This window comes from Vibrio sp. L85 (assembly GCF_963871815.1).
In the GTDB taxonomy this organism is placed as follows: Bacteria; Pseudomonadota; Gammaproteobacteria; order Enterobacterales; family Vibrionaceae; genus Vibrio; species Vibrio harveyi.
The window spans coordinates 1-647 of record NZ_CAWMYL010000106.1; the positions used below are offsets into that span (position 1 = coordinate 1).

Consider the following 647-nt stretch of genomic DNA (forward strand, 5'->3'; position numbering starts at 1 on the left):
CTTTTTCGTGCCGTAATGCTTTTCCACTGGAGCTGAACGCTCTATTTGCTCACTTGTTGTCGCAATCTGGTAATTTCAATAGTTAGATACGTTGTTGCGCTCATGGTTTTTCCTTTAAGAATTTTAAGGAGAAAACGATATTAACTTTAAATAGTTACTGCACCTGTCATATTGAACAAGTTTGCTAGTTAATTCGTGCTTTTTTACCTAAAAAAAGATTGATGCTTTCTCAACCGCTACACTTTGTGTATTACATGTGTAATACACAAAGTGTAGCGGTTGGATAAAGGCACTAAACAGTCCTGATTGAGGAAATCAAACAAAGTACGGCTTGTTTATTGACTCTCCGGCAAATGAATATGAGGTTTGCCAAGGGTGGAAGGCATACACGGTAATGGATTATGACGATGTCGATGATCAGTCGTCATTAAAGGGGTCTGAAATATTTATTATATGTGTATTACACATGTAATACATTGACGTTTGCCCAATTGTTCGATATTTTATGTATTACACATGTAATACATCGGAAGGTTCATTATGAAAACTAAAGTTATTAGTGCAGCAAACCAAAAAGGCGGAGTTGGGAAAACGACTACTCTTGTAAACTTAGGTGCAGAGCTGGCGCGAAAAAGAAAAGTTCTTGT

General features: G+C 36.9%; 1 protein-coding gene. It reads left to right on the plus strand.

Going from position 1 to position 647, the window contains the following annotated elements:
- Positions 1-540 precede the first annotated feature (540 nt).
- On the plus strand, positions 541-647 hold a 107-nt coding region (locus tag AACR11_RS09965; protein ID WP_145953659.1), incomplete at its 3' end, for a ParA family protein.